Source organism: Cytobacillus sp. BC1816, from assembly GCF_051353635.1.
In the GTDB taxonomy this organism is placed as follows: domain Bacteria; phylum Bacillota; class Bacilli; order Bacillales; family Cytobacillaceae; genus Cytobacillus; species Cytobacillus oceanisediminis_C.
This window is the reverse complement of record NZ_CP195611.1, coordinates 2,238,819-2,265,505: the sequence shown is the minus strand read 5'-3', so window position 1 is coordinate 2,265,505 and position 26,687 is coordinate 2,238,819. Positions and strand designations below refer to the sequence as shown.

Here is a 26,687-nt window from a genome sequence, read left to right as displayed (position 1 = left end):
GATAGAAAAACAATGAATGGGGATATTAAAAATAATTAACTAATTAGGAGGTGTCATCGTTGAACCTTGATAAGGATATGCAGTTTGAAATCAAAAGTACTTTCGCCCCGAATCTTAACCGTTCCCAAACACTTAGAATTCTGGAGGTGACACAGAACAGCGTTGTCATCCAGATGGACAGGTCAAATGGACGCGGAGTTTTCCCGGCAGATAATTTTCATTATTGGATTAAACGAGGTTCCCTTATTAAATTGAATGACTATCATAAAAGAACCTCTTAGAACACTGGGCAGGAGCCAGTGTTCTTTATTTTTTGGATTCATCTATTTTAGCTTTATGATGCAACTCTTTCCTTTCTGCCTCAATCAGGCAGATCCCAGCGCCTGCAGAATAACCAGTTATTATTTTCCCTGCAGCCGAATCTATCTTATCCCTCCTGTATTACATATTTAATATTGTAATCATGGACCCTGAACAGGTTTAAAGAAATGAAATTAAGTAAATAGCCTAAAAGAATGGATTAGTACAATTTAGATAAGGAGCATTGATAGATGAATAACCGTAACATCCCTCATGACAAAAATCTTGATAACAGCCTTACCTTATTACAGGAAGCGTATCTATTCATTAAAAATAGAACAGAAAAGTACCACTCTGATCTGTGAAGCACGCCTGCTCGGCGAAAAGGTTCTTTGCATAAGCGGAGAAGAAGCTGCAAACGTATTTTATGATAACAGCCTGTTTCAGCGTAAAGGTGCTGCGCCCAAAAGGATACAGAAGTCACTTTTTGGGGAAAATGCTATTCAGTCGATGGATGGCGAAGCACATATTCACAGAAAGCTTCTGTTCATGTCACTAATGACTCCTCCACATCAAAAAAGGCTCGCCCAGCTTGCCATACAGGAATGGGAAGCATTAATCCCAAAATGGGAAGGAGCAAGACATGTCGTTCTTTTTGATGAGGCGAAAAAGCTATTAACCCGTATTGCCTGCAAGTGGGCAGGAGTCCCCCTTAAGGAATCGGAATTAGAGGAGCGTGCTGAAGATTTTTATGCGATCCAGTTCAAAATTTAAGCTTCAGCCTGGCACGAATGCCTTCATTGCCAGAAAGCGGATTTGTCATGGATAATATAAGAAGGAAATAAAAATAGAGGCATCCTGCTTATTAAAATGACAGGATGCCCCTTAATATGGTTATTTCGCTATTAAGCGGTTGAACTTAAATATAAGTTGCAGGTTATTAGCGTTCGCACGCATAATTGTCCTTGTCTCTATCATGTTTTGAGTCATAGGCAGGATGTGTAGAAGGCACACCATTTGGATATACCTTCCTTAACTCTGTACAGTTTTGGTAGGACTCATTGCTGCCTTCTGCAGAAGCAGAATTGCTGGCTGTACCACTGCTGTCATTCGACCCGCTGCCGCCGGCATTCCCCGAACTTGATGAAGAGATGCTGGCTGCTGCAGAATCCAGGTCCCCTTTTGTTGTTCCCTCATCCCCGAGAGCCCATAACCCTTTATTGGCTTCCCTTGCTTCCCTTCCAAATTCCCTGAAGTATTCGCTGTATTTTACATCCGGATTGTAGGTGGATGGCTCGGCATAACCATTCAGAACCAAGTGTGCATTGAACATTTTTTCACGTATTTCATTTTCGTCCATATCATCTGTTGGGATGTCCACCCAAATGATTCTTAGCAGGCGCCCATACCGGTCTGTATCAGAGACATCTTTTTGCATCCAGATTTTCTTGCCAGTCAGCTCAGATGTGGTAAATTGGCTCGCTTCTTTTCCGTATTCCTCTACTCTTGTTGTTGATTCGGGAGTGTTCACTCCAATCAGGCGGACTTTCCTCCCGTCTGATGTCTCAATTGTGTCACCGTCTACTACTCTGCCAACGGTAACTAGTTCCAGGCCCAGGCCCTCTGCAGCCTGATTTTGATCCTGTTCCTGTTTTTGCTTTTCAGCCTCTTTTTGTTTCTGTTTTTCTTCCTGTTCTGCTTCCAGCTGTGCCTGATCCTCTGCCTGCTTTTTGGCTTCCTCTTCTTCAGCCTTCTCTTCAGCAAGCTTTTCTTCTTCAGCCTTCTTATCTGCTTCATCCTGATCTGTCTCTATTTGTTCTTTCTCAGGCACATGTACAGTTTCTGTTGCATCTGAATCTCCAGTTGCTAAAAAAATGGATAACACAAAGCCAGCAGCCATAATCCAGCCGGATCTTTTGAAATTTATCTTATATTTCCGGTACTGATTATTTAAATATAATCCAATTAAAAAAATAGCTAACCCAATAAATGCGGCAGGAGCTGCAATTCCCAGTAATAGCATAAACACAATAGCAATAGTGAAAATAGTCCATCTTATAACTTTCAAACTCTTTTTTCTCTCCCCTTTTTAAAAAATTATCCTAAATTAGCATAACTTTTTTCTGCATAAATATAAACACCAATTCACTAAAGAATTGGTGTAATAAGCCAATAAACTAAATTACTGTTTTTTCCCAAAAATCTCTTCCTGCAGTCTTCTTCCTGTTGGCGTTGCAGCCAGTCCTCCCTCAGCTGTTTCTCTGAGTGCTGAAGGCATGGATTGCCCGATAAGATACATTGCGTTGATGACTTCATCACATGGAATTCTGCTCGTAATTCCGGCGAGGGCCATGTCTGCTGCTGTCATGGCGTTGGAGGCTCCCATGGCATTTCGCTTAACACATGGAACTTCTACTAGTCCGGCAACTGGATCACAAACAAGGCCCAGCATGTTTTTAAGTGTTATTGCCATAGCTTCAGCAGCCTGTTTTGGTGTCCCGCCTGCCATTTCTACAATAGATGCTGCCGCCATGCCGCTTGCAGACCCTACCTCAGCCTGACATCCTCCTGCTGCACCGGATATGGAGGCATTGTTTGCCACCACAAAACCAAATGCTGCTGAAGTAAACAGAAATTCTATCATTTCCATTCGTGTTGGATTGAGAACTTCTTTTACAGCGAACAATGTACCCGGCACTACTCCAGCCGAACCTGCTGTAGGGGTGGCACAGATTGTACCCATGGCTGCATTCACTTCATTGGTTGCAACCGCTTTGCTGACAGCATCCAATAAAATATTTCCTGATAAAGCCTTTCCGCTCTGAATGTACTTTTGCAGAAGGACTGCATCACCGCCAGTCAAACCCGTAACAGACGTAACACCTTTCAGTCCCCTCTCGACAGCCTGTTCCATCACAGTCAGATTGCGGTCCATTTTAGCGATAATATCGTCACGAGTTAAACCAGTTACTTCTATCTCCTGCTGAATCATGATTTCAGCAATTTTTACACCTTTATTTTCAGCGAGCTCAACAAGCTCAGCAACATTTCTAAACAACATTAGACTTTCCCTCCTGATGACCAGCTAACTATTAGTCAACCATTCTGATAATTTGCGTGATATTCGGAAGCCCTTCAAGCTCTGTCATCACATCATGGCCGATTTTCTGATCCACTTCAATGACCATAATTGCCATTTTTCCTTTTTCCTTACGTGAAACTTCCATATGTCCTATATTAATCTGGTGCTTTGATAAAATATTTGTAACAGCGGAGATAACTCCAAACTGATCGTTATGAACAACTAAAATGGCAGGATGTTCACCAGATAACTTAAGTTCAAAGGAATTCAGTTCGGTTATTTCAATTGTTCCGCCGCCAATGGATATTCCTACAAGTTCAAGATCACGATCTCCTTCGGTAAGCTTGACTCTTACAGTATTAGGATGGTCTGTAACGGTATCTTCAACTGTAAAAATGACTTCAATCCCTGCTTCTTCAGCTAATTGAAGGGCAGAAGGAATCCGCTCGTCAAAAGTATCAAAGTCGAGGATTCCGCCAATAATGGCAACATCCGTACCATGTCCTTTATAGGTTTTTGCAAAAGAACCATATAAAGAAATCTCGGCTTTGGACGGCTGTTTTCCGAAAAGAGTCCGGGCAACACGCCCAATGCGTGCAGCTCCGGCTGTATGTGAACTTGATGGTCCGATCATAACCGGACCAATAATATCAAACGCAGATCTGTATTTCATTTTTTATGCCCCTTTACGTTTAAGGTCTTTAAATTCAGATAGCTGCAATGAAAATTACAGCAGCAAGCTTTTTATTTATGCTCCACAGCTTCGGGCTGCAGCTCATTAATCGTTCTGATTTTCTGCAGGTAATTATAAATGGTGAATTTGGAAACTCCAAGCACAGTTGCAACATAATCAGTTGCCCCTTTAATGAGAAATGTCCCTTTATCTTCAAGCTGGCGGACACATTCAACTTTTTCTTCTAGCGTCATCAATGAAGGTGCCTTCCTAAAACCTTGAAGTACCTGATCCACCATCTCGTGAATAACATCCTGGACGGAATTAAAAAAGGTCTCCGATTTAGAAGAATGTTCATCAAAGCTTATAAACTCTTCAATTTCTCCTCCAAAATGCATGAGCAGACTAATATCATAATTAAGACATAATGCACCAATTACTTTATTTTCATCATCACGGAGAAAAATCGTGGATGATTTCATGACATTCCCTTTTTTGGATTGTGTTTTATAATTGGCTATATCATTAACTTCGTTTTTATGTTTGGCTAATTCATTCAAAACAAGATCTGTGATGGGTGAGCCGATTTTCCTGTCCGTTATATCTCCTGCAATATGAATAAGCGATTTTTTTAAGTCGCTGAAATCGTGCACTGCCACTTCACAGCGGGAACCAAACATTCGAACTAGCATATCTGCTGTCCGGATTGCCAGGTCAAAAACAGGTCTATGGCATTCCTTCAACTTTGTCACTCCCTTTTGTGAAATCGCTTTCATTATTATACTGCTCTATATTTCTATAATTTCATATTAACATAAAAACATAGATTGTTAAAATAAAATTTTAATAGCTACAAAAAAATTGTAAGTTACATAAAAAAATTGCCGCAGCAAAATCAGATGCGGCAATTCTATATTATACATTTTTTAATACAAGATAAAGCCTGTTGACTCTCTCAGTTCGTTCCTCCTCAGAAGCAAGATCAAATTTTTTCAGCAAATGGAATACCTCATTTAAAATATCCTGTGTATGTTCCTCCTGAAAAAAAGATTGAAACAAAGAACTCATATCGTCCGGCAGAAAATCTTTCTGCTGTTCAAACTTATTTTGTACATCTTCCGGTGTGTGATCCAATTTACATTCACTCATAAAAAAACCTCCTGTATGACTGTTACTTGCTTTTTTCATTATGATAAATCATTATTCTATTTTACCTTCTACAGTCCTATTAAAACATATACCTCTTCTGCATAGTTTCTTCAAACATTTCAACTATAATAGAAGTAATTGATTTGAAATGAGTGAGTTCTTTGAGTAAACTTTCCATGAAGCTTGGCCTGCTGTTCTTTCTGATCCTTTTCGGGCTTGAAACAATTATGTTTTTCTTTTTACATAGTACCCTTGTTGAATCTCGTGTGGAGGAAGAGCTTATAGCTCTGCAGACACGCGGCAATTCACACCGTGCTATTCTTGAAAAGCACTTTGATGAAAATACGATTTCACACGTGGCTCTGATGGAATCTGAAGCAAATACAGATGTAGTCATTACAAATTCGAATAAAGAGATCCTTGGTGCTTCTGTTGATAGCAGTTTGATCCAAAGGTACATAGAAAGGCCGATTACATCTTCAATAAGGAAAGGCAAAACCATTGAGGACAATTGGAAAAAAGAAGAATATATCTCAACAGTCAGCCCGATCGAACAGGATGGAGTGCTGATTGGCCATGTATATATGTTTCAGGATACAGCCTGGATTCAGTCGTTAATTTCACGATTAAATAAACAATTTTTAATCGCCGGGTTCATTGCTGTCATTTTCACCATTACTATCATCATCTTTTTATCAAAGGCACTGGCAAAACCACTGATTAAAATGAAGGAAGCCACCTCACAAATAAGCAGCGGTGATTTTTCAGTTTCCCTTCCTAAAACCGGTGACGATGAACTTGGGGATTTAGCACGGTCCATTCAGTTATTGGCGGGTGACCTGAATTACCTCAGAGAAGAACGAAATGAATTTTTATCCAGCATATCGCACGAACTTCGCACTCCTCTTACTTATATAAAGGGCTATGCTGATATAGTTCAGAAGCGGGACCTGAGCCCGGAAGAAAGAAGTCAGTATTTATCAATAATCCTGGAGGAAACCAACCGGCTTTCAGATATGGTTAAAAATCTTTTCGATTTGGCTAGAATCGATAAAAATACCTTTGACATAAAAAAAAGACCTATTGATCTGAAGGAATTTATGAAAAAAATTGAAACAAAATTCTCACCGGCTTTCACCGAAAAAGGCATGCTGCTGTCTGTTAATTGTCTTGAATCAATTACCATATCTGCGGATGCATCAAGGCTGGAACAGATCATATTTAATCTTTTGGATAACGCCATTAAGTATTCCTCACCTGGAGATAAAACAACAATTAATATAAGCAGGACCAAGAAACATGTCATCATTAATATAAATGATACCGGAAGAGGGATCTCTGAGGAGGAACTGCCCTTTATTTTTAATCGATTTTACCGAGTGGATAAATCACGGGCAAGAGCTCTTGGAGGAACAGGTCTTGGACTCGCCATTGTTAAGGAACTTGTCCATGCTCATGGAGGGACTATATCTGTCTGCAGCAGAGAAGGTGACGGAACAGAATTTGAAATTGTTTTTAAGGGAGAAACGGAATGTGAAAACAATACTTTTGGTTGACGATGAAACGAGAATGCTTGATCTAATTTCTTTATACTTAACGCCACGCGGCTACAATTGCATTAAATTGGCTTCAGGTTCAGATGCCTTGCTTTACTTAGAAACCCGTTCTGCAGATCTCGTTCTTTTGGATGTTATGATGCCTGAAATGGATGGATGGAAAGTATGCGAGGAAATAAAAAAATATTGGGATATTCCCATCATCATGCTTACTGCCAAAAGCGAAAAGCCTGACATTGTAAAGGGATTGAACATCGGAGCAGATGATTATATTTTAAAGCCATTCGATGAAGAGGAATTATCCGCAAGGATTGAAGCAGTTCTGAGAAGAAGCAAAAAAGATGGAAAAACCAAAACCTTTAAAGGGCTGGAACTCAAAGAAGATTCTTATGAGCTTTCCTATAAAAATAAGGAAATCCTTTTGACTCCCAAAGAGTTTTCAATGTTAAGCCTGTTCCTCTCAAACCTGAACAGAGTTTTTTCACGTGAGCATTTAATAGGCTCAGTATGGGGCTATGGAGTGTCAATCGAAGACCGCACCATCGATTCTCATGTCAGAAATTTACGGGAAAAATTAAGAAAAGCCGGGTTTCCTGCAGATGAGTATCTGACGACTGTCTGGGGTTTGGGCTATAAATGGGCCGGAAAGGATTAATGGATGTTTACTAATATCATCGGATGGCTTTCAGATGTACCGATATTGGCAGCTTTTTTTAGCATATCTATGAACATTGCTGCGGCGATAACGGGGTTCCTCCCTAGTGCATTTATTACTGCGGGCACAGTTGCCGCTTTTGATCTGAAATTGGGGCTAATCCTATTAATCATCGGAGAAGCTGCCGGAGCAATTATAAGTTTCATTCTTTATCGCAAAGGACTCACCAAGCTTACCTCCTCTTTTCCTCAGCTTAAGAATAACAAATTATTTTTTAAGCTGAGGAATATGGAAGGGCCAGCTGCCTATTTCATGGTAGTTTTGCTGAGAGTCCTGCCGTTTGTCCCATCAGGCGCAGTCACACTGGCAGCAGCATACAGCAAAATGAGGCTTCTGCCCTTTGGCATTGCCAGCACCATAGGAAAAATACCTGCTTTGTTTATTGAAGCCTTTGCGGTTTCACATGCACTAAAATTTAATATGGAGCTGCAAATAGCCATATTCCTTTTAGCTGCTTTCTTCTTTTTGGTTTACTATTTATATAAAAGTTATAAATTAAGTTAAAGAGCTTATCTTAGGCAGATAAGCTCTTTCATTTTCTATTTATTTAGAAGGAGAAAGCTCGTTTTCTGTTACCCACATGTGGTTTTTTACTTCCTGCCCGTCAGCTGTAGTAAAGTCAACCATATAGACAGTTGTTTCCTGCACAGAATCGATTTCGGCAGCTGCTCCTTCCATCCCCTTCATGTGACTTGCATTTAATGTTACCTCGTCGCCTTCTTTAAATGGCTCCTCTCCTGCATCTGCAATCTCTTCATGAACTACCCATTTATGATTTTCAACTTTTTCACCTCCGGTAGTTGGTGTATAAGAGACCGTATATACGTTTGTATCGTATGCACCTGAAATTATTGCTTCGGCTCCCTCCATCCCTTCCATATGTCCTGCTGTAATGAAGGCCTTGCTTCCAACTTCATATTTAGGGTTCTCTGCTTCCTTTATACCTTCAGGGACTTCTCCGGAGCCGGAATGGTCCATGCCTGAATGGGCTCCTGAATGGCTGTTGCTTTCATTTTTCGTTGTGCTCTCTTCCTTGCTGGCACCTTCCTGTTCAGTGTCCCCGTCATTTCCGCCGCATGCAGTTAAAGTTAATACTGCAGCCAAAGAAACAAACCAGATGGCGAATTTTTTTCTTGTCAGCATATCTATTCCTCCTTTTCTTCATGTTGTTAGTATGGCAATAAATTGTGCAGAAATTATGGAACAGGCTTACAAAAGGCTTATTTAATTTCCCTTTACTAATTGAAAATATGTACATTTATTCTGAGCCAATTTTGGCAAATAAAAATGGTAAACAGACACCCTGCTGGATGTCTGTTTAGTCAGTTTAATTAAGCAGCCATTTTACGGCATTCTTCCGCACATTTAAAGCATGCTTCAGCACAGCGCTGACAGTGGCCATGGTCGTGTTTATTGCACTCGTTTCCACATGCTTCACAAATCTCTGCACATAGGGTGCAAATTTGCTTGGCAAAAGGGCTGTTTGACTGCATCGCCTTTGCTGCAAAGGCACAGATTTCTGCACACTCCCTGTCCAGGCGGATACAATCCGCCATCATTTTAACATCCTCTTCAGCTAAGCATTCATCAAAGCATACATTACAGGCTTTCATGCATTCTAAACAAGCCTGGATGCATTCTTCAAAAGATTGGCTATACATTTTATCATCCTTCCTTTTATCTCTTTACAAATATACTCTACCCCTGCATTTTTTTAGTAAACTGCATATTTTCTGCATATATTCCGCATGCAAAAAAGAGAGCAGAGAGTTATTCTCTGCTCCTAAATATTACTTCTGTATACCCGGCCCACTTCTTTCCTCTTTATATGGCACCTCTTTTTTTACATATGAGTAATCATTTCGGTTGACTGGAATAAATCCTTCCGGCTTATAAAAGCGCAGCAGGTCTTTGTAAACAATGTTATCTGACATCTCAAGCTCTTTTTTTGCCTGCTCGGAAAACGGCTTACAGGCATTAGCTTCAGCTATTTCGCCGGTTTCAGTAAAATAACAGGTCTCTTCAATCTGTGTATATTCAGGGGAAATAAAGTTGCCGTTTCGGAACGGGACTACTTCACGGTGCTTATCTGATAATAGATCTGATCCCATTTCCAGGTGATTTTTTGTATCAATGCCCAGCAGGTGAAGTAATGTCGGACGCACATCCACCTGTCCGCCAACATTATGGACAATGCCGCCATCCACTCCTGGTACATGGATGAATACTGGCACTCTTTGAAGCTTGGCATATTCAAATGGTGTAATTTCTTTTCCGATTACTTCCGCCATAGCTTCATTGTGGTTTTCGGAAATTCCGTAGTGATCGCCATACAGAACAACGACTGTTTGATCATACAGCCCGGACTCCTTTAAATCATTAAAGAACTGCTGGAGTGCCTGGTCCATATAATTCGCCGACTGGAAATAGTGGTTAACCACATCATTATCCGTTTCGCCAGTAGGAAAATCAGTATCCCACTCATCCATTTTAAAGGGGAAGTGATTAGATAGAGTGATGAATTTTGTATAAAAAGGCTGTGGAAGACCGGTCAGCATCGACATGGATTCCTTGAAAAACGGTTTATCCTTCAACCCGTAGTTCTTAGTATTTTCATCGCTCATATTGTAATACTCAGCATCAAAAAACTTGTCATAGCCCATGGTTTTATACATTTCGTTACGGTTCCAGAATGTCTTGTAGTTTCCATGGAAAGCTGCTGAAGTATAGCCTTGAGACTTTAAGATAGCAGGTGTGCCATGGAAGGTATTTTGCGCTTTTGTTACATATACCGCTCCCTGTGACATTGGATATAGCGATGTATCCATGATGAACTCCGCGTCAGAGGTCTTTCCCTGTCCGGTTTGATTCACAATATTGTCAAAATAAAATGTCTTGCCGCTGTGTGCAAGTGAGTTCAGGAATGGAGTAACTTCTTTTCCATTCAGCTTGTAGTCAATAATAAAGGTCTGCAGAGATTCCATGGATACATAAATAACATTCATGCCCTTAGCTTTTCCGAAGTATTCAGGGTTCGGAGGTGAATACTTGGCTTTCACATAGTTCTCCACTTCAGTTACATCATTATTATCCGCCAGAGCCCTTTGGCTGGCAGACTTGGCATTTTGTACAATATCATATACGGTGAAATTGTATGCTCCAAGGTATTTCACCAAGTAATTGCGGTCAAAGGAACGTGTAAGCAAGTCCGGACGGTCATTCTCGGCTATCTCAAGATTAATGAAGAATACTATGATTCCTGCAGCGATAACAGCCAGTGCAGGTTTACGGCTAATTTTCTTTCCTGGTTTGTACCATTTCCTGACTGCCAGGAAAAGAAGCAGAAGTGTATCAGTAAAATAAAAAATATCCCATGGAGACATTAAAGAAAGAGCACTGTCCCCCAGCTGCCCCCCATTTACTTTTGCCTGCATTAGTACGGGAACTGTAATAAAGTCGTTGAAGAATCTATAATAAACGACATTTGCATAAAGCAGGAAAGATAAAAATAAATTCAGGCCAATAAGCATGCCCGATTGCCATTTTCCTTTGAAAAACAAAGCAAATCCCAGGAATACCAATGTAGAACTTAATGGATTCAAAAACAGCAGAAATCGCTGTATGTCATTATTGATCCCTAAATTAAATTCGATGCGGTAGGCTATATACGTTTTTAGCCAAAAAAGGATAACTGTCAGAAAGAACACAGCAAGGCTGCTTTTCGCCACTTTCCCAGGCGATTTAAATAACTTTCCCATAAGTGTGGTTTCACCTCTTAAATTGTAAACATGCGAAAAACTTAGCAGCGGCTAAGTTTTTATATGTAAAAAATATGTAAAGCCAGCATTACTAAATGGTGAATGAATGTAAAATAATATAGCACAGTTTCAGATGAATGAAAACTGATATCTTCTTAATATCTTTCGCCTTTTTCCTGCAAAATCCAACAACTTTTTATAATAATTTTCTGTTAACCCAATCAATATGATGATAAAATGAATTTTCCCTTCATAATTTCAGTGCTGCAGGAGTATTGATCTTAAAAAGGGCCAAGCTAATAATTAAACATAGATGATTGGAGAATCTTCATGAAAGAACGTTTCTTATTTTTTATTATCGGGATGCTGATACTGACTATGGGTGTAGCCCTAATTATCAGGTCAAACCTTGGAGCTTCTGCATGGGATGCCCTGGCTGTAGGTGAATCTCAAATGTTTCACTTAACAGTTGGCACCTTTGTTTTTATTAATGGAGTCGCACTCATTTTTATAAATGCTTATTTAATGAAAAAAAAGCCTGAAGTCCTTGCAGCCATTTCCATCTTGATTATCGGCGCACTAATTGACTTTTGGCTTCTCGTTATTTTTGGTGACCTTTCCCCGCAAACATTGGCGGGTCAGTCATCCATATTGCTTTTTGGCATCCTTTCGATGGGAATGGGAGTGGCCATCTATTTGCAGGCCAAATTCCCGGCTAGTCCGATGGATACATTGATGGTGGCCATTCACACTAGATTTGGATTGAATTTAAGAAATTCAAGGATTATCAGCGAAAGCTTTGCCCTGCTGCTTGCATTCTTATTCAAAGGTGCAATCGGTGTAGGAACGATAGTTGTCACATTAACACTTGGTCTGGTTGTACAATTCTTTTACCCGGTTTTCGAAAGAACGCTCGAAAAAATGCAGGTGCCCAAAGGCCCGCTTATTACCAAATGATTACCCCCATCCTGCTCTTACCGGGCAGGATGTTTTAACTTCTTAAACAAAATGGAATCCTTCCATTCATCAGGCAGCAGGGCCTGATACTTTGCCTGTACATACCTGTCATCCATTAAGACAATCATTCCTGTATCGTTTTCAGAACGAATTAGCCTGCCCCCTGCCTGAAGAACTTTGTTCATTCCAGGATAAGTATAGGCATAATCATAGCCGTTTTTCCCTTGCTGCTGGAAATAAGCTTTCATCATATCACGTTCAAACCCGATCTGGGGAAGACCCACACCAACCACAAAAACACCATTCAGCCTATCTCCTTGCAAATCAATTCCTTCTGAAAAAACCCCGCCCATGACGGCAAATCCCAATAGAGTTCCGGAAGCATTTGGCTGAAATGCATCCAGAAACTCCTCCCTTTCTTCTTCATCCATTCCCGTTTTTTGAATGATTGTATGTACGTGCATTTCCTCATGGGAGAACCTTTCATAAACATTCTCCATATATTGATAGGATGGAAAGAAGATCAAGTAATTCCCCTTCTGTCCCTTTAGCATGTCCTTAATCGTGCTGACAATCGGTTCGATAGATCCTTCCCGGTCACGGTATCTGGTAGAAAGCGGCTGAATGTAGACCTTGGCCTGATCTTTGGAGAATGGGGAAGGAACGGAAACAATATAATCTTCCTCTTGAAAGCCAAGCATGTCCAGATAATAGTTAAGAGGCATTAAAGTAGCGGAAAAAAAGATAGCCGACTTATAACCTTTTCTGGCCTTACGCAGAAGATTCGATGGATCCAGGCAAAATAACTTGATGATCAGGTCATTCCTCTGCTTTTGAATATAAGTTACAAACCTTTCATCATACAGTTTGCCTATTCTGATGAAGTTCTGAGCAGCAAAGAATACCTCCAGCAATTCTTCATCCGTATTGCTTCTGTTTTGCCCCAAATAGTTTTCGGCATTTTGAACAAATTCCTCAAGAACCTCAAAAAGCTCTTCAGGGGGATCTTTTTCTGCGACTTCCTGATTTTCACCACATTTCTTTTTTAATGCAATAAAAATTCCATTAACCTGTTTTGCGCTAGTATGAATCCCTTTGTCCCTCCCCTTAAAGCTTCTGCTCAATTGAAGAAATGCTGATTTTTCCAGGGAACTTGAATACATTTCTCTTCCCCGGTCCACAAGGTTATGCGCTTCATCGATCAGAAGCGCCGTTTTCTTTTTCTCCTCTTCAAGCAGTCGCTTAAGTGAGACCCTCGGATCGAAAATATAGTTATAATCACCGATAATGGCATCAGCGGCATATGCAGCGTCCAGTGAAAATTCAAAAGGGCAGACTTTATGCTTCATAGCATAATTTTCAATTGTTTTTCTGGTTATCATGTTCTCCTTCTTCAGGAGGTCAAGTACGGCATGGTTGATCCGGTCGTAATATCCATTGGCAAACTCACAGCTGTCTTTTTGGCAATTGGTCTCTTCCTTAAAGCAAATTTTGTCCTTGGCCGTAATTGTGACCGATTTAAGATTCAATCCGCCATCCCCCATAATGGCAACGGCCCCTTCAGCAGCCTGACGGGTAATGGTTTTAGCTGTGGCATAAATGATTCTCTGAATATGGCCTTCTCCAATGGCTTTTAATGCTGGAAAAAGAGTAGAAATTGTTTTTCCAATGCCTGTAGGTGCGTTGGCAAATAAGTTTTTCTCCTCTGCAATGGTTTTGTAAACTGCCCCGGCAAATTTCCTCTGGCCATTTCGGTAGGCAGGAAAAGGAAAAGCCAATTCTTGTATGCTCTTTGTTAATTCCTGTTGATGCTGAACCCTCAAGTCAGCATATGGAAAATAGGATTCCAGAAGGTAAAGTATAAATTCTTCAAGTTCACGAAAAGAATAGCTTTGCTGAAATCTTTTCACTTCATCTGTTTTAGATTGTACATAGGTTATTTGAACCCTCATCTCTGGAAGATTATGATCTTTTGCATACATGAAAGCATAGCATTTAGCCTGAGCCCAATGGACAGGATAAGCAAATTCATCAATTTCAGATAGCGGGAGGGAAACAGACTTAATTTCATCGATAATGTGTTCTTCATTTCTGATGAGAAGCCCGTCACACCTGCCCTCAAGCTGAAAGTCGAGGTGATAGAAAGTTAAGGCTTCTTGCAGGTACACTTCTTTTTGATCTTCTTCCCCATAAAGTTTTTGGATTCTCTGATGAATCCTGGTTCCTTCTGAAAGCGGCACTGCAGAACGGAAGCCTGTTTCAATGCTGCCGCTTTTATAAACATATTCAACTAACGATCTAACCGATATTTTTATCTTATTATCCATTGAAACGGCTCCTTAGTTTATTATTTCTACATTATAGCACATACGTTCTATTGATAAGAAAGATTTGCAATATAAAGAAATGACCCTTTACAATTTAAGGAGAGAAAAAATGGGAGGAGTGTGAGCGGATCTGTTCGTTGCCTGAACAGGCCATAAAAGTTGAAAAAAATTATTTTTTGGACAATAACCGGAGGGTCTTTTATATTATTGGGATTCCTAATCTATTTTGCTTCAATGGATCTGATATCAAATAAAGTAATGACAGAGGTTGCCGGCAGCATCACTGATGATGATCTGGAGATGCTTGCTGCTGATCCAAATGTAGAGGCCCTCCTCGGAAGCAGCCCAGAGGATTTAACAACAGTAAATCTTGAAAAGACATCGTTGCCGATCAAGACAAAAGACGAGGCAGTGAAGAAGATTTCAGAGAGCTTTTCGATGAAGGAAATCCAGCAGAGTGTCTCAAAAGTAAAAGGCGGACTGACTTCTGAAGAGCAGAATGAATTATACAGTCTTTTAACAGAAAGGTTATCAGAGGAAGAATTAACTGCCCTGAAAATCATTGCTATACAGGAAGTAAAGAAGAGTGATTAACACCAGATAATTCCAAAGAACTGTTTTTGTGTTATTCCGAAGATTCGGGATATTAGACCAAGCAAAATTCCTTCCTTTTCATACCTTAGTATGGAAGGGAGGGATCTATAATGTATCAATTGGCATTATTATATCTTGCTTGCATGCTTGCAGGCTACGGATTGACAATGGTACCTGTTTCTGCAGTTATTACTTCAGGCATTGCCAGCTTTTTCACCATTGTCGGCAGTCTGGCTATGATCATCTTTGGTCTTGCCATCCTTTATCTTGGCGTGAAAGCTTTGTTAGGGAAATAGGTTACATTTTAGGAAACACCAGCACTGAGCGGCTGGTGTTTTCGTTTTATCTCCCTTTAACTGAACCCGTCATTCACCTGGCAGCAGCTGTGCTGAGGCAAGCTCGATCCCATTTTTATAAAACCTCTCAGCAATTACATGTCTTAACCGGCTTTCAAATTTCTGTTTGGCTTCAAAGTTTGCAACAGGGACTTCTATTAGAAAGTCCATGGCCTTATTGCGGAAATCCACAAAACGGATATCAGGTGCAGGTGCCGATAAAACCCCTTCTGTATTGGGCATTTCCATGTCGACTGCTTCTCTGAGAAGCTTTTCAACTTTATCTGTATCAGTACCATACGCTACGCTGATTAGAACCTGGGCAAGCATTTCTGAGCCTGTCCGGTTCTTAATGATTTGTTCGATGAAGTATTGGTTTGGGACGATGAGTGTTCCCTCTTTAGCAGTGCGGACGATAGTGGATCTGAGACGGATGCTTTCTATTCTACCGATCTTATTATTGATCTCGATCACTTCCCCAATTTCAATCGGCCGTTCAAAAAGGATAATGATGCCTGAAATAAAGTTACCGGCAATATTGCGCATGCCGAACCCTATACCAATGCCGAGAACCCCCAGTAGGGCAGCAGCCGCTGTTAAATCAAGGCCAACCGTTGTCAGGCTGATGGCGAGCGCTGCAATCATAACGGTATAATAGATCATTCTGTTGAATGAATAACCGAGCCCCCTGTCAACTCCATAGAATTCATAAACAGATGTTAATACATATTTGGTGAATACTTTTACGATCCGATTTGCAAGCGAGACTGTCAAAAAAGCTACAATTATTAAATATAGCGTCACATCCACATCCCCTGCTGTGAACAGGGTATAAAAAAGCCATTTCTCCCTTGAAAAATAAAACAAGAATAGAATGATAATTCCATAAAAAGCTGCCCAATTCACGAGTGAAGAAATTCCCTGCATGATCCGGTCGTTTTGTACTGACTTGCCCTTCCTCTTTTTTACGAGTAAGTTAACTGTCCATTTGGCAGCCAATATCACTCCTGCAAACAATAAAAACAGCATTGCTTCCTTAATGGTTACATTTTTTATAAACAGCATCGTTATACTCCTTCACCTGTGCGTTCTTATGTTTTACCTATTCCTCTTACATCGATTCTTAAACGGCTGTGTTTAATACTGATTGAAAAAAGGAAAGGTTATTACTAAATACATATAACAAGGTTGGGGTATTTGGATGTGGATCAATAAACCATTTTTTAAATATGCAGCAGGCACTATTTTCGTATTAATCATTATTTTTCTGCTTGGGAAGATTGATTACTTCCTATGGCCAATTCGGGCTTTGGTTGCCACTATTTTCTTTCCGGTATTGATCGCCGGGATACTTTACTACATATTGAGGCCACTGGTTAGATTGGTTTCCAGGCCTTTACCCAAAACAGCCAGTATTATCGTCATTTTTGCTGTGGTGCTAGGTGCAGGGTATTTAGGATTTAACGCAATCGGCAATTTGATTGGCGGCCAGGTTACTGAACTAAGCGAAAACCTGCCGGCAAAGATGGAAGATTTATCGGATGAAACGGAGAAAGTGGTTGAAAAAAACAATATGGGCATGTTTTCTTATGACCAAGTCAAAAACAAAGCCTTGAACTTTTTAGAGACCATTTTATCTGGCGCTGGCGAGAACGTGATGAAAGTCTTCTCTACCATTACAAGCATTGTCACTGTCTTGGTTGTGGTGCCCTTTATTCTTTTCTACTTCCTAAAGGATGACCACAAGCTTCGGCCTTTTCTGTTAAAATATCTGCCGGATAAACACGAGGAAGAAGGAAATAAAATTCTCGGAGATATTGATAAGACCTTGTTTTCCTATGTTACGGGCCAGTTTATAGTGGCTGTCGTCGATGGTGTATTAATGTATATCGGCTATATGATTATAGGCTTGGACTACGCATTAACTTTGGCATTTTTTGCGATGTTCCTTACTGTCGTGCCATTTCTTGGTCCGGTACTTGGCATCATACCCGCCATTTTCATCGGTTTACTGCAAGGTCCCGGAATGGTATTAAAAATAGTACTGGTGCTTATCGCTGTTCAGCTGCTTGAAAGTCATCTCGTTTCCCCTCATGTGATGGGCAAAAGGCTTAACCTCCATCCGCTTACAGTCATCATTATCTTAATGGCTGCAGGATCAATTTATGGTTTTATCGGAATCCTCATTGCCATACCGTTCTACTCCGTCGTTAAGGTACTTGTAAAAGACTTTAGAAGATTTTACCGTTTAAGAACAAGGAAAAGCTTGCTCTCAGAAGAAATATAAAGAGGCCGACTGCCGTTCTGGCAGTTTTTTATTTATAGGGCATGCTTATCCCAAGAAATAACAGTATAATAAGAATTGCGTGTGAATAATTTGAGAGGAGATTTTCTAAATGGCATACCCAAATACAAAAGAAACCATTAACTTACTAAAAGAAATCGTTTCTATTCCAAGTCCATCCGGAAATACCAATGAAGTGATTACATATGTGGAAAAGTTTTTGAATGAGCTTAATGTTGAAACAAAACGCAACCGCAAAGGAGGGCTAATTGCTTCCCTCCCCGGTAAAGACCAAAATCGTCACCGGATGCTGACTGCCCATGTTGATACCCTGGGAGCAATTGTGAAAGAAATTAAGCCTAGCGGACGCCTGAAGATTGACCTGATCGGAGGATTTAAATATAACTCGATTGAAGGCGAATATTGTGAAATCGAAACATCTTCAGGCAATAAATTCACCGGCACCATTCTTATGCATCAAACATCTGTTCATGTATACAAAGATGCCGGGAAAGCTGAAAGAAACCAGGAAAACATGGAAGTGCGCATTGATGAAAAAGTACATAATGAAGAGGACGTCCGTGCACTGGGCATTGAAGTTGGAGACTTTGTTTCCTTTGATCCGCGTGTGAAGACGACACCGGCAGGATTCATTAAGTCACGCCATCTTGACGACAAGGCAAGTGTCGCGATTCTTCTTCAGCTGATTAAACAGCTGAAAACTGAGAACATTGAACTGCCGTACACAACCCATTTCCTTATCTCAAATAATGAAGAAATCGGCTATGGCGGCAATTCCAATATCACACCGGAGACTGTAGAATATCTGGCTGTTGATATGGGTGCTATGGGAGACGGGCAATCGACTGATGAGTATACCGTTTCCATCTGTGTGAAGGATGCAAGCGGCCCTTATCACTACGAACTAAGAAAGCGGCTGGTTCAGCTTGCCAAGGATAATGGAATTGGGTATAAGCTTGATATCTATCCTTTTTACGGATCTGATGCTTCTGCAGCCATCCGTGCCGGACACGATATTGTCCACGGCTTAATCGGACCGGGAATTGATTCTTCCCATGCATTCGAACGTACACATGAGGATTCAATTGAGAATACAGCTAAGCTTCTGTATCACTATGTACAATCGGAGATGGTGCTTTAACAAAAAATAAGAAACTGCACATCATGAGTGCAGTTTCTTTTATTTATTCAGTTTCAGGCGGTCTTTTTCCTCTTTGCAGTTCCCATATGGAAAGTCCAAAGTCCATTTGGAGATGGGGATAGTCTTTGAACTGTGTCCAATCCCCTCCCCATTCAAATCCAAGCCCCTTTGCGATTTCCACGACCTCCATCCAATCTGCTTTACTGTTGCCGTTGCCGTCATAATTCATATCCCAGATAACCTGGCCGTTTATAGACATCAGGGCAAAATCAATCGCCAGTCCGAAATTATGGTAGGACTCTCCCCCTTTTGCATGAGTAACAATATTCCCCTCAGCAGTGCGGCCTTTTTCATATAAAGCATCCTGTTCCTCTATGCTTCTGAAATCCTGGGTGATAACAACGTTTATGCCTATGTCGGCAGCCTTAGAGATCAGCTGGTCCTTTTTTTCTGCAACTGCAGGGTGAAGCTCGGTCGGGAGAGAAGTTTCCTCCAAATTTGGTGGTCCTATATAATATCTGCTATATTCATAAACTATTAACCCAATGGTGGATAATATGAGCAGAAAAACAACTAGTTTTAACAGTGATTTTACTGGCAAGATTTCAATTTCCTTTCTCATCGGTATTCCCTATATGTATATTAAATCATAAAAAGCCTCGGATTTCCCGTATCCGAGGCTTATATGACGATCTACACAACACACCTGTTAAATTAGAAAGGATAAAATTATCTTATAACTTCAAATTTCACTTGAAAAGCCTTATGGTCAATTATCTTAAAACACTTTATACTAGTCTTCCTATTTGCGAATGAAATAATAAAATAGGCTGCTGCGGGATCATGAAAGTTTCTGATGTCATCTCTTGAAGGCAATGGGGCTGCGGAAGGATGTGAATGGTACATGCCTGTCATAGTTTGAGAGAATTTTTTCATTTCAGTTAAGGCAGCTGAGACCTGTTTCATATCCATTGCAAAAGAAGTTGGACTTTTTTCCGTACTCCTAATTTTCCACATCATCTCGTTTCGGCCATGTTGACCGGAAAGAAGCCCACATGCTTCATAAGGAAGCTCTTCTCTGCAATGATTAATCATTTCATTCAAAACCGAACGATTTATATAAACAACATTTTTGTTGTAAAAGTCAAATTTATGGTTAACGGCCGCAGCAGCTCCTGCGTCTGGGTTGAGTGGCACTCGCAGTTCCCGAAACATAGATTTTTTTCTTGCCATTGCTCGATGTTTGTTTTAATTCTTGATTTTTCCCTTTTAAAAGCCCTGATGCTTTCTTGGCTTTATTACCAGCTGGGAATTTTCTCGCTTTTTTAAAACTTTCATAAAATTTTTTCGGTGTTTCCACTTCAACCACTCCCGTTAGTTTTTTATTTTTAGTATTTAAAAGGATTAAAAACACTGCTCTGCGATCGAGCTTGAGGGTAGAATTTCTGGATTAAATCCAGTTTGTTCTGAGCTCGCTGCTGACTTGGATTCATTTGTCTTGGCTGATTATTCATATTCCTTTGCATTCCATTTGCATTAGGGGTCCTGGACCTCCTAATGGAGCTTTGTTTTTGTTCAATTTGTCTCATTTCTGTTCTTTGGCTGCGTTGACCATTTGCATTTTGCTGCTTCATCTTTTTCGATATTTTTTCCTTCTTCTGCATTTTCTGCGGAGGTAATGAAGATTGGTTATTCATATTTTCATATTCTTTTAACTGCTGCGATTTTGCATCCAGCTCTTCTTTCAGAAGATCCAATTCTGAAATCTTTTTTTCAAGACTAATATTTTTCTGCTTATATTCCTGAATCTCATCTTTGAGTTGCTGGATTTCATATAAATACTCATCTTCACTGCCAGCTATGGCCTGCAGATTTTCCTTTAAGTCAACCATTTCCTGCAGATAAAGTTCTTCATTTTTTTCATACTGGTCAAATTGCTTACTAAGCTTTTCCAGAACTTCTTCATATGAACTAACCGTAGCTTTTAATTCATTGATGGTACTTTGTAATTCTGCTGTTTTTTCCAAATACTGAGTTTGTTTATCTCCATTAAGCCAATTCCAAGCCAACTCTAACCAACTCCCTCTCTTTATGTTATTCATGTCCATTTCATGATGAATAGGCATAATAATCCCTTTTACTGCCCAATTTTCATGGAATACCTGATAATCACTGCCCAACTTCTGTATCCTCAGATAGTCCTTTTTCTTTAAGTCGGATAATTCGTTAAGCTTTCTTTCAATCAGTTTAATGCTCTGCTTTTTATCTGGTCCCATTTGAGTTACAGGGTATGAAGCCCCTGGGGCTAACTGATTATTGAGGTTATTGTATTTCCTTTTTGCTTCATGTTTTAACTGGTGATGCATTTTATTATTTCCGTTTCCATTTTTCCGCTGTAGTGCGTTCTTGTAAAACTGAGTTCTCTTTTCGTGTATTGCAGCCAAATGTTTATAATCGGATATTTCCCTTTTCATTTGTTTTTTCTGTAAAACAAACTCTTTAATCATTAAGTCTTTTTTCTTTTTATCTTTTCTCCATTTTCCCTCCTCGAGGCGAAGATGTTTTAAATAATGCCTGATTTCTCCAATGATCATTTCTGTTTGGAGGAGAGCATCGTGCGGGTTATTAAATTTCTCCTTATGGACTGAAAAGCTGAGAGTCTTTTGATTTGTTATCCCTTTATTCTTATTCAAGGAAATCTTATTATCTTGGTCATTTTGTAAACTTTTTCTGTTTGGCTGTATATCATGTTTGGAGGAAAAAAGTCTGTCTTGAAGATTTTTCATCTCACACGAGTATCGTTGCCAATTGCCGTTCCTCACTAATACAACTTTGGCCCTTTTCAACATTTCACTCTCCTCCCTCTGCACAGATTCTTGATATATCTATATGTATTTATTTTTGTCACGTTACAAGCTTAAAGAACATTAAGTTATTACTACTTATGAGAATATTAATACAGAGGTGTTAACCATGGAAAAGATTTATCTTCTAGATGAGTTTTTAACTGTTCCGTATTTGGAGGAACTCGTGAAAAGCAATGGTTTGAAAATGGTAAATCCCCCGCCACAAGAGCTTGAAGAGACCCTAAAATATTATAAACAGTGTTTAAGAGGCTCACTTGACGAGCCATACATCATGACTGATCACCAAAAAGCTAAAGTGAGAATTCCGCTAAACCAAGACGAGTACTATTGCATGGAATGGAACATGACGAAGCTGAAGTATCTTATAAAACGAGAACAAATAAAAAAAGTGGAAGTCACAGAAAAGATCATTGCTTCTTCTCTCCCGGCTCAATGCGAAGGCAATAAAGATGATAATTTGACACTGCTATCCTTCCCTCCAATCACAAGCAAATATATCCTTGCTGAAGGAAATAAGGAAAACATAAGCACCGAAAAAAAAATATGGGATGCCTATCTGATCCAGCCTCAAATACACCTTCAGGCAGTGACCCGTTCCATTTATAGGAATTTATTTGCTATCCATTTTAATTATTCCCTTATATGCAGTTATGTCGCCGGGCAGCTTACCCTTAAAGAAGTGGAAGCGAGAATACTTCCAGTTATATAACATTAAAGGAGTGATATAAATTTGCTTGCTTCCATTATCTTTCCTGTTAAAAACGAAGGAAACAACGTAAAAAACACTCTTGAATCTTTTTTCTCTGCGGAGATTAACTTTCCATATGAAATTATTATTGTAAATGACCAATCTGATGATCATTGCTGTGATTTTCTTCAGGATCAGTTTTTGGATAAAAACATCACAGTGGTGAATACACCAGGTGTAGGAGCAGCAAATGCAAGAAATGCAGGAGCAGAAAAAGCAAATGGGAACATTCTTGTATTTTGTGATGCACACCTGGAATTTGAAGATTTGTGGCTCGACAGGCTGCTTGAATCAATTCTTGATGGGACCTGCGATTCCATTACCCCCGCCATTGGTGCTATAGGCAATCCCAATTTTATCGGGTATGGCCAAACACTATGGGTAAATGAAAGATCTAATAAATTCAGGACCCACTGGAATACCAAAAGGGATCATCTATTTGAAACAGCCATTTTGCCAGGAGGGTGCTTTGCGATCAGAAGAGATGTATTTGAGGATGTGGAAGGATTTGAAACAGGGTTTCCGACTTGGGGTCATGAAGATGTGGAACTTTCTATTAAGCTCTGGTTATTCGGCTACAATTGTTATGTTCAGCCGGAAACGAAAGTACTGCATTTATTTAGGAAAGTACAGCCCTATAAAATCGAAATGGAAGATTACTACTATAACCTATTAAGACTTGCCTATCTGCATTTTAACCCCAGCCGCATTCAAAAAATCCGTAAAATGATGGTAAAGCATACAAAGTCAAAAACCGTGGAAAATAGAGTGATTCAGTATGGGGCGATGGAGAAGAAACAGGTTTATTTGAAGAAAAGGAAATTTGATGATGATTGGTATTTTCGGAGGTTTGGGATTGCGTTTTGATAGCATTTTTAAGAATTTAAGCAAACAAGGAACCACCCATCAGCATTAATTAACCGACTCCCAGGATGATTCCTCAAATGAACTCTATATGCTAGACGTTATTGCTAAATCCCTTCCTTAAAATATCCGCTACTTCGGGCCTTGTGATTTCAGGTGGAAGCTGCTCTCCATTTCTAAGCATCTCCCTAACTCTGGTGCCGCTTAAAAAGAAGCGATCCTCTTCTAAGTGGGGACATGTTTTAGCGGATGCCATATTCATGCATTTTTTACAAAAAAAACTATGTTCAAAAAATATCAGTTTAATTCCAATTTTGTCCGGGTCAAAATTGGAAAATATTTTTTGAGCATCATAAGTTCCATAATAATTTCCGACACCTGCATGATCTCTTCCGACAATGAAGTGTGTACACCCATAATTTTTGCGGATAATGGCATGATGCACAGCTTCCCTCGGGCCTGCATAGCGCATAGCTCCCGGATAGATTACCAACCTAACCCGATCATTCGGATAATAATTATCCAGCAATACACTGTAGCTTTCCATTCTGATATCTGCTGGTATATCATCCCCTTTTGTTTCTCCAACCAGCGGATGAAGTAAAAGGCCATCTACAATCTCCAAGGCACACTTTTGCAGGTATTCATGAGCCCGATGTACTGGATTACGTGTCTGGAAGCCAACGATTGTTCTCCATTTTAAGTCATTGAACATTTTTCTTGTTTCAGCTGGTTCTTTTAGATAGTCTTCAAATGGTGCGTGTGAAGGCTGATTAAGTGCATAAACTGGACCTGCAACATAAATATCCCCTTGGGTATTTAATTTCTTCACACCAGGATGATGTTGATCGTTTGTGCCGTAAACCTTCAATGCCTCATATTCTTTGTTGTAACTATATATCTCCTCTATTTTAATAACTCCGTAGGTTATATCGTCTTTCCCTCTTAGGAGGACTTCATCTCCTATTTCAAGTTGTTCAGCCTCCTTTTTATCAAGGGGAAGTGTGATGGGTATTGTCCAGGGAAGACCGCTTGTGAGATGCATGTTTTCCAATACACTGAGGTATTCCTTTTGATTCATAAACCCGCAAAGTGGACTGTAACCGCCATTCGTAATTAGTTCAATATCAGATATAGTCCAATTCGAAATTGAAATATAAGGCATGGAATCTTGTTTTAATAAATATTTTTTCCTCTCCCCTTTAGATAACCTCCCGTTTACTAAAGTACCTCCATGAGGTTCTATATTTGAATTCATTTTTTCCCTCCTTAACTATTTACAGCAATCTTTTTAGATACTCATAAAGAGATTCAGTACACTCTTTTATTGAATTTTTCGAAGTCTCTAGGATGATTTCTGGATTCTCAGGCACTTCGTAAGGCGAAGAAATCCCTGTAAACTCTTTGATTTCCCCTTTTTTTGCCCTTTGGTATAAGCCCTTTGGATCTCTTTTTTCGCACTCTTCCAGGGAGCAATTGACATACACTTCAATAAACTCGTCCTTATCAACCATATCTCTGACCAGTTTACGCTCTGAAGCGAATGGTGATATAAAGGTAACCAGCACCACAATTCCGCTCTCGACAAATAACTTTGCTACCTCTCCGATTCTCCGAATATTTTCTTTTCGATCTTCCTGACTGAATCCTAAATCGCTATTTAGTCCCTGCCGGATATTATCTCCATCTAAAATAAGGGTGGATATCCCTTTTGAATGAAGGGTTTCTTCAAGTTCATTTGCAATTGTTGTTTTACCTGATCCTGATAAACCAGTAAACCAAATGATCATGTTATTATGACCATGAAGAGCTCTTCGTTTTTCCTTTGTTACTTTAAATATGGGAGAATATAAATTCTTTTCATTTTCCATGCCTTTCCTCCTTCTTGTAAAACAGAACCTGTATTAGCTCTTATTCTTTTTAATAGTAAAAACAATGGCTATTATCCAAAGTATAAAAAGACAGGGATATATAAAGTAAGATAATGTAATCCCTATATCAGATAGATTAATAATGGTATGCAAGTTGGTTATAATTATCACTCCACCTACTGCGACTCCAAGAAGGTATGAAGGAAGTTTCCTTACCAGCCACGCTGCAATAGGAGCGGCAAACAATCCACCTAACATTAAAGCAAGAACCCAAAACCAATCGAATTCCTTCCAGCCTAAAGAGATAAGAAATCCTGCCGTTGCTGATAATGCTATTACAAATTCACTCGTATCAACAGTTCCAATCACTTTTCTTGGAACTGTGTCTTTTTGCGAGAGAAGTACAGGTGTAGTAATGGGACCCCATCCCCCTCCGCCAGTAGCGTCAGCGAACCCACCTAATAGACCAAGGATTGCAGCTTTCCTGTTAGATAGCTGGATTCCCTTATCCTCATTTGGGATACTATTAAGAAACAAAAAGCGGAATAAGATATAAACTCCCAATAACAATAAAAAAACAGAAATAAAAGGCCTGACAGCTTCTCCTGGCATGCTGCTTAAAAAGCATGCTCCAATAAATGCCCCTACACCACCAGGTAGAATTAACTTCATTACTGTCCCTCTATCTACATTTCCAAACTTAAAGTGAAAGAATCCTGAAGCGGCAGTCGTAACCACTTCTGAAATATGAATACTGGCAGATGCAACCGCAGGAGCCATACCAAGCATTAAAAGCAAAGAGGAGGATGTAACTCCGTAAGCCATCCCTAGTGATCCGTCAATTAATTGGGCAATGAATCCAACAATTGTAACAGTAAGTAATTTTCTCAATTCTTCTGCTCCAATCTGTTTTATTTTCTATTCAAAGGCATACTATATTAAATTCATATCTCTTTAACTTGAAACGGCTAATGCACCAGGTGAGGAGTGAAAAAACAACAAGTCATGAAATATACAACTTACGAAGAATTTGAAATTATTGAGGGAACAAAAAAACAGCTTACCTAATGCCCTAAACCTTTAGGGAGACATATTTGAAGGGTTGAAAAAAAGGTTTAAACACCGAGTTTAAAGTAAGGCCAGTATAGCTGTGCTTATTTTAAGTAGGAATATAGGAGGGCTGAGAGAAAGAAAATTACTTCAAAATAGATTAGATAAACTAAAAACACCATAAAACTGTGAGTAATATATTAAAAACAAAAAAATGACTTCGTTAAAAAAATATTGTTAATTAGATAGTTTTTAGAAATTTGAAGAATTAAGCCATCCCGATTTTTTTCAAAGTATAAATAAAAATGATCCCTAAAAAATGCTGGGATCATTAATTGGACACTTTAGATTCATTACATTTCAATAAACTAGAGGAGGTTAAACAAAGCTTTCCC

The 26,687-nt window shown here is 39.6% G+C and carries 28 protein-coding genes and 1 pseudogene; 12 read left to right on the top strand and 17 right to left on the bottom strand.

The window, feature by feature from the left end; genetic code table 11:
- The first annotated feature begins 50 nt into the window (after positions 1 to 50).
- Together ACR42H_RS11645 and ACR42H_RS11640 are read left to right on the top strand one after the other, a co-directional pair.
- Complete coding sequence (locus tag ACR42H_RS11645; RefSeq protein ID WP_243856082.1) at positions 51 to 281, top strand: hypothetical protein; 231 nt, start codon at positions 51 to 53, stop codon at positions 279 to 281.
- Positions 282 to 551: 270 nt separating this feature from the next.
- Positions 552 to 1,050: pseudogene (locus ACR42H_RS11640) on the top strand (cytochrome P450); the annotation flags it as partial.
- Between the two features lie 190 nt (positions 1,051 to 1,240).
- Here the strand turns inward: ACR42H_RS11640 and ACR42H_RS11635 are convergent.
- From ACR42H_RS11635 to ACR42H_RS11615, 5 genes are all read right to left on the bottom strand, one after another.
- Positions 1,241 to 2,368, bottom strand: a complete 1,128-nt coding sequence (locus ACR42H_RS11635) for a thermonuclease family protein (protein ID WP_436376288.1) — start codon at positions 2,366 to 2,368, stop codon at positions 1,241 to 1,243.
- Between the two features lie 114 nt (positions 2,369 to 2,482).
- Positions 2,483 to 3,358: an L-serine ammonia-lyase, iron-sulfur-dependent, subunit alpha gene (gene sdaAA, locus ACR42H_RS11630; RefSeq protein ID WP_113884089.1), complete on the bottom strand. Its 876-nt coding sequence runs from the start codon at positions 3,356 to 3,358 to the stop codon at positions 2,483 to 2,485.
- A gap of 34 nt (positions 3,359 to 3,392) precedes the next feature.
- On the bottom strand, positions 3,393 to 4,055 hold the full coding sequence (gene sdaAB / locus ACR42H_RS11625) for an L-serine ammonia-lyase, iron-sulfur-dependent subunit beta (protein ID WP_436376286.1): 663 nt from the start codon (positions 4,053 to 4,055) through the stop codon (positions 3,393 to 3,395).
- A gap of 71 nt (positions 4,056 to 4,126) precedes the next feature.
- Positions 4,127 to 4,831, bottom strand: coding sequence for a helix-turn-helix transcriptional regulator (locus ACR42H_RS11620; protein ID WP_436376284.1), 705 nt, complete (start codon positions 4,829 to 4,831; stop codon positions 4,127 to 4,129).
- Positions 4,832 to 4,970: 139 nt separating this feature from the next.
- Positions 4,971 to 5,204: a group-specific protein gene (locus ACR42H_RS11615; protein WP_113883881.1), complete on the bottom strand. Its 234-nt coding sequence runs from the start codon at positions 5,202 to 5,204 to the stop codon at positions 4,971 to 4,973.
- Between the two features lie 161 nt (positions 5,205 to 5,365).
- On the opposite strand from ACR42H_RS11615, the gene ACR42H_RS11610 reads away from it, so the two are divergent.
- The 3 genes from ACR42H_RS11610 to ACR42H_RS11600 are packed head-to-tail and all read left to right on the top strand — an operon-like array spanning position 5,366 to position 7,979.
- The gene (locus ACR42H_RS11610) at positions 5,366 to 6,760 is read left to right on the top strand and encodes an ATP-binding protein (RefSeq protein ID WP_436376282.1); all 1,395 of its coding nucleotides are present in this window, start codon (positions 5,366 to 5,368) and stop codon (positions 6,758 to 6,760) included.
- Positions 6,738 to 7,415 carry a response regulator transcription factor gene (locus ACR42H_RS11605; RefSeq protein ID WP_113883883.1) on the top strand — a complete coding sequence of 226 codons (678 nt, stop codon included), beginning with the start codon at positions 6,738 to 6,740 and terminating at the stop codon, positions 7,413 to 7,415. Before ACR42H_RS11610 ends, ACR42H_RS11605 begins: the two co-directional genes overlap by 23 nt.
- A 3-nt stretch (positions 7,416 to 7,418) precedes the next feature.
- Positions 7,419 to 7,979: a TVP38/TMEM64 family protein gene (locus ACR42H_RS11600; RefSeq protein ID WP_436376280.1), complete on the top strand. Its 561-nt coding sequence runs from the start codon at positions 7,419 to 7,421 to the stop codon at positions 7,977 to 7,979.
- A 39-nt stretch (positions 7,980 to 8,018) separates the two neighbouring features.
- Here ACR42H_RS11600 and ACR42H_RS11595 read toward each other — a convergent pair whose 3' ends face one another.
- The 3 genes from ACR42H_RS11595 to ACR42H_RS11585 all read right to left on the bottom strand — a co-directional run bounded on the left by ACR42H_RS11595 (position 8,019) and on the right by ACR42H_RS11585 (position 11,233).
- Complete coding sequence (locus ACR42H_RS11595; protein ID WP_436376278.1) at positions 8,019 to 8,618, bottom strand: YdhK family protein; 600 nt, start codon at positions 8,616 to 8,618, stop codon at positions 8,019 to 8,021.
- Between the two features lie 188 nt (positions 8,619 to 8,806).
- Positions 8,807 to 9,136 (bottom strand): four-helix bundle copper-binding protein, encoded by a 330-nt coding sequence (locus ACR42H_RS11590; protein ID WP_113883886.1) that lies wholly within the window; start codon positions 9,134 to 9,136, stop codon positions 8,807 to 8,809.
- A 129-nt stretch (positions 9,137 to 9,265) separates the two neighbouring features.
- A complete protein-coding gene (locus ACR42H_RS11585) occupies positions 9,266 to 11,233 on the bottom strand; it encodes an LTA synthase family protein (protein ID WP_436376276.1) in 1,968 nt (655 codons plus the stop codon).
- 330 nt (positions 11,234 to 11,563) lie between these two features.
- Between ACR42H_RS11585 and ACR42H_RS11580 the strand changes: the two genes are divergently transcribed.
- Complete coding sequence (locus ACR42H_RS11580) at positions 11,564 to 12,190, top strand: YczE/YyaS/YitT family protein (RefSeq protein WP_436376274.1); 627 nt, start codon at positions 11,564 to 11,566, stop codon at positions 12,188 to 12,190.
- A 17-nt stretch (positions 12,191 to 12,207) separates the two neighbouring features.
- Here the strand turns inward: ACR42H_RS11580 and ACR42H_RS11575 are convergent, their stop codons facing one another.
- Positions 12,208 to 14,517: an ATP-dependent DNA helicase gene (locus ACR42H_RS11575; RefSeq protein WP_436376272.1), complete on the bottom strand. Its 2,310-nt coding sequence runs from the start codon at positions 14,515 to 14,517 to the stop codon at positions 12,208 to 12,210.
- Between the two features lie 159 nt (positions 14,518 to 14,676).
- On the opposite strand from ACR42H_RS11575, the gene ACR42H_RS11570 reads away from it, so the two are divergent.
- Positions 14,677 to 15,111 (top strand): hypothetical protein, encoded by a 435-nt coding sequence (locus ACR42H_RS11570; protein ID WP_113883890.1) that lies wholly within the window; start codon positions 14,677 to 14,679, stop codon positions 15,109 to 15,111.
- 110 nt (positions 15,112 to 15,221) lie between these two features.
- Positions 15,222 to 15,407: a hypothetical protein gene (locus ACR42H_RS11565; RefSeq protein WP_009334788.1), complete on the top strand. Its 186-nt coding sequence runs from the start codon at positions 15,222 to 15,224 to the stop codon at positions 15,405 to 15,407.
- A gap of 69 nt (positions 15,408 to 15,476) precedes the next feature.
- Here ACR42H_RS11565 and ACR42H_RS11560 read toward each other — a convergent pair whose 3' ends face one another.
- On the bottom strand, positions 15,477 to 16,511 hold the full coding sequence (locus ACR42H_RS11560; RefSeq protein WP_436376270.1) for a mechanosensitive ion channel family protein: 1,035 nt from the start codon (positions 16,509 to 16,511) through the stop codon (positions 15,477 to 15,479).
- A 136-nt stretch (positions 16,512 to 16,647) separates the two neighbouring features.
- Between ACR42H_RS11560 and ACR42H_RS11555 the strand changes: the two genes are divergently transcribed.
- The gene (locus ACR42H_RS11555) at positions 16,648 to 17,733 is read left to right on the top strand and encodes an AI-2E family transporter (protein ID WP_436376268.1); all 1,086 of its coding nucleotides are present in this window, start codon (positions 16,648 to 16,650) and stop codon (positions 17,731 to 17,733) included.
- A gap of 109 nt (positions 17,734 to 17,842) precedes the next feature.
- A complete protein-coding gene (locus tag ACR42H_RS11550; protein WP_113883893.1) occupies positions 17,843 to 18,892 on the top strand; it encodes a M42 family metallopeptidase in 1,050 nt (349 codons plus the stop codon).
- A gap of 43 nt (positions 18,893 to 18,935) precedes the next feature.
- Here the strand turns inward: ACR42H_RS11550 and ACR42H_RS11545 are convergent, their stop codons facing one another.
- The 4 genes from ACR42H_RS11545 to ACR42H_RS11530 form a co-directional block, all read right to left on the bottom strand.
- Positions 18,936 to 19,493, bottom strand: a complete 558-nt coding sequence (locus ACR42H_RS11545; protein WP_436376905.1) for a M15 family metallopeptidase — start codon at positions 19,491 to 19,493, stop codon at positions 18,936 to 18,938.
- A 128-nt stretch (positions 19,494 to 19,621) separates the two neighbouring features.
- The gene (locus ACR42H_RS11540; RefSeq protein ID WP_243856084.1) at positions 19,622 to 20,125 is read right to left on the bottom strand and encodes a Mov34/MPN/PAD-1 family protein; all 504 of its coding nucleotides are present in this window, start codon (positions 20,123 to 20,125) and stop codon (positions 19,622 to 19,624) included.
- Positions 20,049 to 20,252, bottom strand: a complete 204-nt coding sequence (locus tag ACR42H_RS11535) for a hypothetical protein (protein ID WP_009334794.1) — start codon at positions 20,250 to 20,252, stop codon at positions 20,049 to 20,051. The genes ACR42H_RS11540 and ACR42H_RS11535 overlap by 77 nt, the downstream gene beginning before the upstream one ends.
- A 28-nt stretch (positions 20,253 to 20,280) precedes the next feature.
- Positions 20,281 to 21,741, bottom strand: a complete 1,461-nt coding sequence (locus ACR42H_RS11530; RefSeq protein ID WP_436376266.1) for a hypothetical protein — start codon at positions 21,739 to 21,741, stop codon at positions 20,281 to 20,283.
- Positions 21,742 to 21,865: 124 nt separating this feature from the next.
- Here ACR42H_RS11530 and ACR42H_RS11525 point away from each other — a divergent pair, with 124 nt between their 5' ends.
- Positions 21,866 to 22,468 (top strand): hypothetical protein, encoded by a 603-nt coding sequence (locus ACR42H_RS11525; protein ID WP_436376264.1) that lies wholly within the window; start codon positions 21,866 to 21,868, stop codon positions 22,466 to 22,468.
- A gap of 21 nt (positions 22,469 to 22,489) precedes the next feature.
- A complete protein-coding gene (locus tag ACR42H_RS11520; RefSeq protein WP_436376262.1) occupies positions 22,490 to 23,374 on the top strand; it encodes a glycosyltransferase family 2 protein in 885 nt (294 codons plus the stop codon).
- Between the two features lie 91 nt (positions 23,375 to 23,465).
- On the opposite strand, the gene sat is transcribed toward ACR42H_RS11520, so the two are convergent.
- From sat to ACR42H_RS11505, 3 genes are read right to left on the bottom strand one after another with little or no spacing between them, the layout of a single operon-like run.
- The gene (sat, locus tag ACR42H_RS11515) at positions 23,466 to 24,629 is read right to left on the bottom strand and encodes a sulfate adenylyltransferase (protein ID WP_436376260.1); all 1,164 of its coding nucleotides are present in this window, start codon (positions 24,627 to 24,629) and stop codon (positions 23,466 to 23,468) included.
- Between the two features lie 19 nt (positions 24,630 to 24,648).
- Positions 24,649 to 25,242, bottom strand: coding sequence for an adenylyl-sulfate kinase (cysC, locus tag ACR42H_RS11510; RefSeq protein WP_436376258.1), 594 nt, complete (start codon positions 25,240 to 25,242; stop codon positions 24,649 to 24,651).
- A 33-nt stretch (positions 25,243 to 25,275) separates the two neighbouring features.
- Positions 25,276 to 26,133: a sulfite exporter TauE/SafE family protein gene (locus tag ACR42H_RS11505; RefSeq protein ID WP_436376256.1), complete on the bottom strand. Its 858-nt coding sequence runs from the start codon at positions 26,131 to 26,133 to the stop codon at positions 25,276 to 25,278.
- Positions 26,134 to 26,687: the final 554 nt, after the last annotated feature.

Bases quoted from the DNA above. Each gene is read 5' to 3' on its own strand.
- sdaAB (WP_436376286.1), bottom strand. From the start codon at position 4,055: ATGAAATACAGATCTGCGTTTGATATTATTGGTCCGGTTATGATCGGA.
- ACR42H_RS11620 (WP_436376284.1), bottom strand. From the start codon at position 4,831: ATGAAAGCGATTTCACAAAAGGGAGTGACAAAGTTGAAGGAATGCCAT.
- ACR42H_RS11615 (WP_113883881.1), bottom strand. From the start codon at position 5,204: ATGAGTGAATGTAAATTGGATCACACACCGGAAGATGTACAAAATAAG.
- ACR42H_RS11600 (WP_436376280.1), top strand. From the start codon at position 7,419: ATGTTTACTAATATCATCGGATGGCTTTCAGATGTACCGATATTGGCA.
- ACR42H_RS11595 (WP_436376278.1), bottom strand. From the start codon at position 8,618: ATGCTGACAAGAAAAAAATTCGCCATCTGGTTTGTTTCTTTGGCTGCA.
- ACR42H_RS11590 (WP_113883886.1), bottom strand. From the start codon at position 9,136: ATGTATAGCCAATCTTTTGAAGAATGCATCCAGGCTTGTTTAGAATGC.
- ACR42H_RS11585 (WP_436376276.1), bottom strand. From the start codon at position 11,233: ATGGGAAAGTTATTTAAATCGCCTGGGAAAGTGGCGAAAAGCAGCCTT.
- ACR42H_RS11580 (WP_436376274.1), top strand. From the start codon at position 11,564: ATGAAAGAACGTTTCTTATTTTTTATTATCGGGATGCTGATACTGACT.
- ACR42H_RS11575 (WP_436376272.1), bottom strand. From the start codon at position 14,517: ATGGATAATAAGATAAAAATATCGGTTAGATCGTTAGTTGAATATGTT.
- ACR42H_RS11565 (WP_009334788.1), top strand. From the start codon at position 15,222: ATGTATCAATTGGCATTATTATATCTTGCTTGCATGCTTGCAGGCTAC.
- ACR42H_RS11560 (WP_436376270.1), bottom strand. From the start codon at position 16,511: ATGCTGTTTATAAAAAATGTAACCATTAAGGAAGCAATGCTGTTTTTA.
- ACR42H_RS11555 (WP_436376268.1), top strand. From the start codon at position 16,648: ATGTGGATCAATAAACCATTTTTTAAATATGCAGCAGGCACTATTTTC.
- ACR42H_RS11550 (WP_113883893.1), top strand. From the start codon at position 17,843: ATGGCATACCCAAATACAAAAGAAACCATTAACTTACTAAAAGAAATC.
- ACR42H_RS11540 (WP_243856084.1), bottom strand. From the start codon at position 20,125: ATGGCAAGAAAAAAATCTATGTTTCGGGAACTGCGAGTGCCACTCAAC.
- ACR42H_RS11530 (WP_436376266.1), bottom strand. From the start codon at position 21,741: ATGTTGAAAAGGGCCAAAGTTGTATTAGTGAGGAACGGCAATTGGCAA.
- ACR42H_RS11525 (WP_436376264.1), top strand. From the start codon at position 21,866: ATGGAAAAGATTTATCTTCTAGATGAGTTTTTAACTGTTCCGTATTTG.
- sat (WP_436376260.1), bottom strand. From the start codon at position 24,629: ATGAATTCAAATATAGAACCTCATGGAGGTACTTTAGTAAACGGGAGG.
- cysC (WP_436376258.1), bottom strand. From the start codon at position 25,242: ATGGAAAATGAAAAGAATTTATATTCTCCCATATTTAAAGTAACAAAG.